The sequence below is a fragment of the Kitasatospora sp. NPDC007106 genome, assembly GCF_040634455.1.
GTDB lineage: Bacteria > Actinomycetota > Actinomycetes > Streptomycetales > Streptomycetaceae > Kitasatospora > Kitasatospora arboriphila.
The window spans coordinates 1-5,517 of record NZ_JBEYFP010000396.1; the positions used below are offsets into that span (position 1 = coordinate 1).

The 5,517-nt window shown below is 73.4% G+C and carries 5 protein-coding genes; 2 read left to right on the forward strand and 3 right to left on the reverse strand.

Translation table 11 applies throughout. The features are described from left to right. From ABZ641_RS24420 to ABZ641_RS24430, 3 genes are all read right to left on the reverse strand, one after another. A partial coding sequence (locus ABZ641_RS24420) for a CYTH and CHAD domain-containing protein (protein WP_359984904.1) occupies positions 1 to 1,233 on the reverse strand: 1,233 nt, incomplete at its 3' end. Between the two features lie 68 nt (positions 1,234 to 1,301). Next, a complete protein-coding gene (locus ABZ641_RS24425) occupies positions 1,302 to 1,853 on the reverse strand; it encodes a YceI family protein (RefSeq protein ID WP_344627182.1) in 552 nt (183 codons plus the stop codon). A 186-nt stretch (positions 1,854 to 2,039) separates the two neighbouring features. Further along, complete coding sequence (locus ABZ641_RS24430; protein ID WP_359984906.1) at positions 2,040 to 3,515, reverse strand: MFS transporter; 1,476 nt, start codon at positions 3,513 to 3,515, stop codon at positions 2,040 to 2,042. 188 nt (positions 3,516 to 3,703) lie between these two features. On the opposite strand from ABZ641_RS24430, the gene ABZ641_RS24435 reads away from it, so the two are divergent. Beyond that, positions 3,704 to 4,414 carry a TetR/AcrR family transcriptional regulator C-terminal domain-containing protein gene (locus tag ABZ641_RS24435; protein WP_344627180.1) on the forward strand — a complete coding sequence of 237 codons (711 nt, stop codon included), beginning with the start codon at positions 3,704 to 3,706 and terminating at the stop codon, positions 4,412 to 4,414. A gap of 124 nt (positions 4,415 to 4,538) precedes the next feature. Further along, positions 4,539 to 5,517, forward strand: a 979-nt coding sequence (locus ABZ641_RS24440) for an MBL fold metallo-hydrolase (RefSeq protein WP_359984909.1), incomplete at its 3' end; no start/stop codon positions are given.

The following is a 5,517-nucleotide window of genomic DNA, read 5'->3' on the forward strand; positions in this document are numbered from 1 at the left end:
GGCCGCCTTGCGGGCGCGGTGCAGCGCCTCGTCGCGTTCGCGGCCGGGCGGCAGGTCGAGCGCGGTGCCGAGGCGGCGGACGGCCCGCCGGCGCTGCCGCTCCAGGACCTTCCGGGCCTCGGACGTGCCGCGCCGGGCCCGCTTGCGCAGCGGCGGCCGGGCGGCGAGCTCGTCGAGGGCGTTCAGCAGGGCGAAGTACCGGCCGCCGTCCATGGCCTGCAGCGCCGTCTGGTGCGCGCGGCGGTAGCGGCGGGCGTACCGGGCCGAGATCCGGGCGGACACCTCGGCCGGCCGGCCGGCCGCGGGCAGTCCGGAGGCCTGACGGGCGAGGCGTTCGCCGAGCACCTCGGCGTCCCTGGCCCGGCCGAGCACCTTGCCGAACCGGCGGAGCTCCTTGTCCAGCGGGTCGGTGACGGCGCGGTCGAGCAGCGTGCGGTGGGCGGCGAGCGCGCTGCGGATGCGGCGTACGGTGACCCGCAGCCGGTGCACCGAGTCCGGCCGGTCGACGCGGACGGCCGGGTCGAGGGCGTGGACGGCGGCGACCTGCTCGCGCAGGTACCCGGTGAGGGCCGCGGCGACGGATCCCTTCGGCGGCTCGGCCCGGGCGGCCGGTGCTTCCAGCCGGTCGCCGAGCACCCGGCCGAGCTTGGAGCTCGCCGCGGATCTGCGCAGCCCCCGCGCCCGCAGCCGCTCCTCGACCTCGTCCAGCAGCCCGGGGTCGCCGTCGGCCAGCTCGACCTCGGTCTCCGTCCACTCCGTGCGTTCGGGACCGGTGCCGGTCTCGGCGGTGGGCGCCTTGGCCGACACCCGGTCGCGGACCATCTCGGCGAGGGTCCGGTGTTCGGCGTCGACCAGCAGGGTGATCGTCCGGTTCGTCCGCAGCCGGGCCACCGGGGCGAGCCGCTCGCCGCGGGCCGCGCCCCGGACCAGCCGGACGAGCTCCTTGGGCGGCCGCCGCTTGTGCCCGGCGGCCAGCGGCAGCCGGGTCTCGACGCGGATGCCGTCCGAACCGGGCGTCTTCAGATGCCACCCGGCGTCGCCGCCGCCGCTGCGCCGGCGCAGGGTGATCCCGCTGCGCAGCAGGCGCAGGTCGGGGGTGTCGAAGTAGACGGCGTTCAGCTTCTCCGTCCCGCCGGGGACGACCCCGGACACCTGCGACAGCCCGTCGGCGGTCAGCGGGCGGTCGAGGGCGCCGTCGTACTTGCGCTCGTTCTCCTCGTGCACGGTGGTCATACCGACCGTCTGTCCGCTCGGGGCCGCTCCAAGCAGGGCAGCGGCCGGTGTTTCGGGTGGTCCGCGGTTCAGTTCTGCTTGATCGCCGAGACGTCGATCTCCAGGACGACCCGGTCGGAGACCAGCACGCCGCCGCCCTCCAGCGCCGCATTCCAGTTCACGCCGAAGTCCTTGCGGCTGATCGTCACCGAGCCCTCCAAGCCGACCCGGAGGTTGCCGTACGGGTCGACGGCGTTGCCGGTGTACTCGAAGTCGAGGGTGACGGGCCGGGTGGTGGCCTTGATGGTGAGGTCGCCGGTGACCTGGTAGCGGTTGGTGCCGACCCGCTCGACGGTGGTCGAGACGAAGGTGATCTCGGGGTGGTTCGGCGCGTCGAGGAAGTCGTTGGTGCGCAGGTGCTGGTCGCGCTGCTGGTTGCCGGTGTCGATGCTGTCGGTCCGGACGGTGATGCGGCCGTGGGAGCTGCCGGGGTCGTCGCCGTCCAGGTGGGCGGTGCCCTCGAACTCGTCGAAGGAACCGCGGACCTTCGTCACCATCGCGTGACGGGCCACGAAGCCGATGCGACTGTGGGCGGGATCGAGCACGTACTCCCCGGTGAGCCGGGGCAGCGCGGTGGTCATGGCGGCACTCCTCCTCGGACGGGCCCGGCGGCGGACGGCCGTGCGGGCGTTCCCCCGCCACTGCACTCCTGCCCGGTCTGCCCGCCGGGACACGCGTCGGCGGAGAACGGCCGGACGCGCGAACGGCTGCGGCCGCCCGCGCGGGGCGGGCGGCCGCAGCCGTTCGGATCAGGCGGAGCAGCTGGATCAGGCGTGCACCGGGGCGGCCGGCTCGCCGGCCTCGGCGCTGCCGTCCTGAGCGTCCTCGGCGCCTTCGCCGCCCTGCGGCCGGGCGTGCTTCGGCAGCAGGAAGATCGCCGCGAAGACGACGGCCATCATGGCCAGCTCGACCCCGAGGGTGACCTGCTCGGCGTGCACGAAGTCGCCGCTCTTCACCTGCTCGAAGAAGACGGTGCCGAGGATGGCGGTGCCCAGCGCCGCGCCGAACTGCTGCACCGAGGTGAGCGTGCCGGAGGCGGAGCCGGTCTCGTGCGGCTCGACCGAGGCGAGCACCGTGTCGAAGAACGGCGCCATCACGAAGCCCATGCCGAGGCCGGTGACCGTGAGGGCCGGGGCGAGCTGCCACGGCGTGACCCCGGCGCCGGCCAGGTGCAGGGTGAGCATGATGCCGGCGACGCCGAGCGCCATCACGACCAGGCCGCCGTGCATCACCTTGCGGCCGAAGCGCTGCAGGGCCTGCGAGGCGATGAACGCGACCACCATGCCGAGCGAGGACGGGATGCCCGCGAGGCCGGCCTTGAGCGGCGAGTAGTGCAGGCCGATCTGGGTGTACAGGCTGAAGGTCAGCCAGAAGCCGGTCATCGCGGAGAAGAACAGCAGGCCGAGGACCATGCCGCCGCTGAAGCCGCGCTTGGCGAACAGGCTGGGTTCGACCAGCGGGTCGCCGCCGCTGCGGCTGCGCCGGCCCTCGTACCAGCCGAAGAAGCCGAAGACGGCGACGGAGGCGGCGATCAGGGCGAAGGCCCAGAGCGGCCAGTCGTGCTCGCGGCCCTGCACCAGCGGGAAGATCATCAGGGCCGAGCCGGCCGCGGCGAGCAGGGCGCCGAGCAGGTCGAGGCGGACGGCGCGGGCGCTCTTCCACTCGGGCAGGAAGCCCAGGCCGCCGGCGATCGCGAACAGGCCGAGCGGGATGTTGATCAGGAAGATCATGCGCCAGCCGGTGCCGAACAGGTCGGCGTCGACCAGCCAGCCGGCGAGGATCGGGCCGCCGACCGTGGACAGGCCCATGACCGGGCCGAACATGCCGAACGCGGAGGCCTGCTCCTTCTCGGAGAACATCTCCTTGAGCATGCCGAGGCCCTGCGGCAGCATCACCGCGCCCAGCAGGCCCTGGAAGACCCGGGCGGCGATCAGCTGGTCGGGCCCCTGGGCGAGGCCGCAGCCGATCGAGCCGAGGGTGAAGCCGACGGCGCCGATCAGGAACATCCGGCGGCGGCCGAAGATGTCGCCGAGGCGCCCGCCGGTGATCAGGCCGATGGCCATCGCCAGCGTGTAGGCGGCGCCCATCCACTGGATGGTGCTCTCGCCGCCGCCGATGTCGGCGCGGATGGAGGGTGCGGCGATGTTGGTGACCAGCGAGTCGAGGAGGTCCATGACCTCGGCCGCGAGGATCACGAACAGCGCGGCCCACCGCCATCGGTACGGGGTGGGGGTGTCGGTCATGGCGTCTCCAGACGGGGAACAACGTTTCTATCGAACGAACACCGTTCTACGGAGTCGATCGGCGTTCTGTCAAACAATATTCGCGGCTTCGAACGCTGTTCGCCCTCGGTTACGATGTTCGTCAACGTCCGTCGATCACGGACGTCCGGCCGTGCGTGCGGACCGGGCGTCCCCCCGAGGTGGAAGAGGTGCGCGTGACCTCGGAGATGCCCCCGATCCCGTGGCACAAGGCGCGCAGGGCCGACACCCGTCAGCCGCTCACGCCCGAGGCCGTCGTCGAGGCCGGCATCCACGTCCTCGACCGCGAAGGGCTCGAGGGCCTGACGATGCGCCGGGTCGCTCAGGAGCTCGGCACCGGCCCCGCCTCGCTCTACGCCCACGTGTCCGGCAAGGACGAGCTGCTGGAGCTGATGCTGGAGCGCATCTCCGGCGAGATCCGGCTGCCCGGACGGCCCGAGCCGGAGCGCTGGAAGGAGCAGATCAAGGAGGTCTGCCGGGAGGCGCAGCGGGTCTACACCGCGCACCGCGACATCACCGTGGTCTCGCTCGGCGGCATCCAGCTCGGCCCCAACAAACTGAAGGTCGCCGAGTTCGTCGTCGGCCTGCTGCTCTCCGCCGGCATTCCCCGGCAGGTCGCCGCCTACGCGCTGGACGGCCTCGGCCAGCTGATCGACTCGGACGCCTACGAGGCCTCGCTCTACACCGCGAAGATCGCCGCCGGGGTGGACGTCGACGCCTACTTCGACGGCGTCCGCGACTACCTCGCCCGGCTCCCGGAGGAGCGCTTCCCGCTGCTCAGGGACATGGCGGAGACGATGGTCCACGGCGACGGCGACGAGCGCTTCGAGTTCAAGGTCGAGGTCTTCCTGCGCGGCCTGGAGTCGTACATCGAGCGGTAGCGGCGCCCCGGTCGGGGGCCGTTCCCGCCGTGCGCGTAGGCTTAACGCAAAGATTGAGCTTTAGTGGCGCCCGGGGTCCGCCACGCCCGCGGGCCCGGCGCCGACCGCACCCGGAGGGACGGCCATGTCGTTACTGCACCCCGCCCGCACCGAACCGGCCCCGGCACCCGCCTGGACGGTGGGCGACCTCGTCGTCCGCCGCGTCGACGAGGTCGAACTGCCGCCGCAGACCGGCCCCTGGCTGCTGCCCGGCGCCACGCCCGAGGTGGTCGCCGCCGCCCCCTGGCTGCAGCCCGACTTCGCCGACGCCGACCGGGTCCTGCGGCTGGCCAGCCACACCTTCGCGGTGGCCGCGGGCGGCCTGCGGATCCTGGTCGACACCGGCATCGGCAACGGCAAGGACCGCGCCAACCCCGCCTGGCACCGGCTCGACACCGACTACCTCGACCGCCTGGAACGGGCCGGCTTCCCGCCCGGATCGGTCGACCTCGTCGTCCTCACCCACCTGCACACCGACCACGTCGGCTGGAACACCCGCCGGGACGGGGACGCCTGGGTCCCCACCTTCCCCCGCGCCCGGTACCTCACCAGCCGCGCCGAGTGGGACCACTGGGCGGGCACCGAGCTGGAGGAGCCCCGCCGGCAGATGTTCCGCGACTCCGTCCACCCGGTCGCCGAGCACGGCCTCCTCGACCTGCTCGACGTGCCCGCCGACGGCCTGGAGATCGCGCCCGGGGTGGCGCTCGTCCCGATGCCCGGCCACACCCCCGGCCAGGTCGCCGTCCGGCTGACGAGCGGCGGCGCCACCGCCCTGATCACCGGCGACTGCATCCACCACCCCGTCCAGCTCGCCGAGCCCGGCATCGACAGCCACGTCGACATCGACCCGGCACTGGCCGGGGCGACCCGCCGCAAGCTCCTCGCCGAACTCGCCGACACCGACACCCTGCTGCTCGGCAGCCACTTCCCGCCGCCGACCGCGGGCCTGGTGCGCCGTGACGGGGCCGTATCCCGCGCCGCTTCCACGCCGAGGCCTCCTCCCAGATGGCCGGCCGCGCCCACCTCGACACCCGCGAACACCCGGCGTTCTAGGGCGGCCCCCC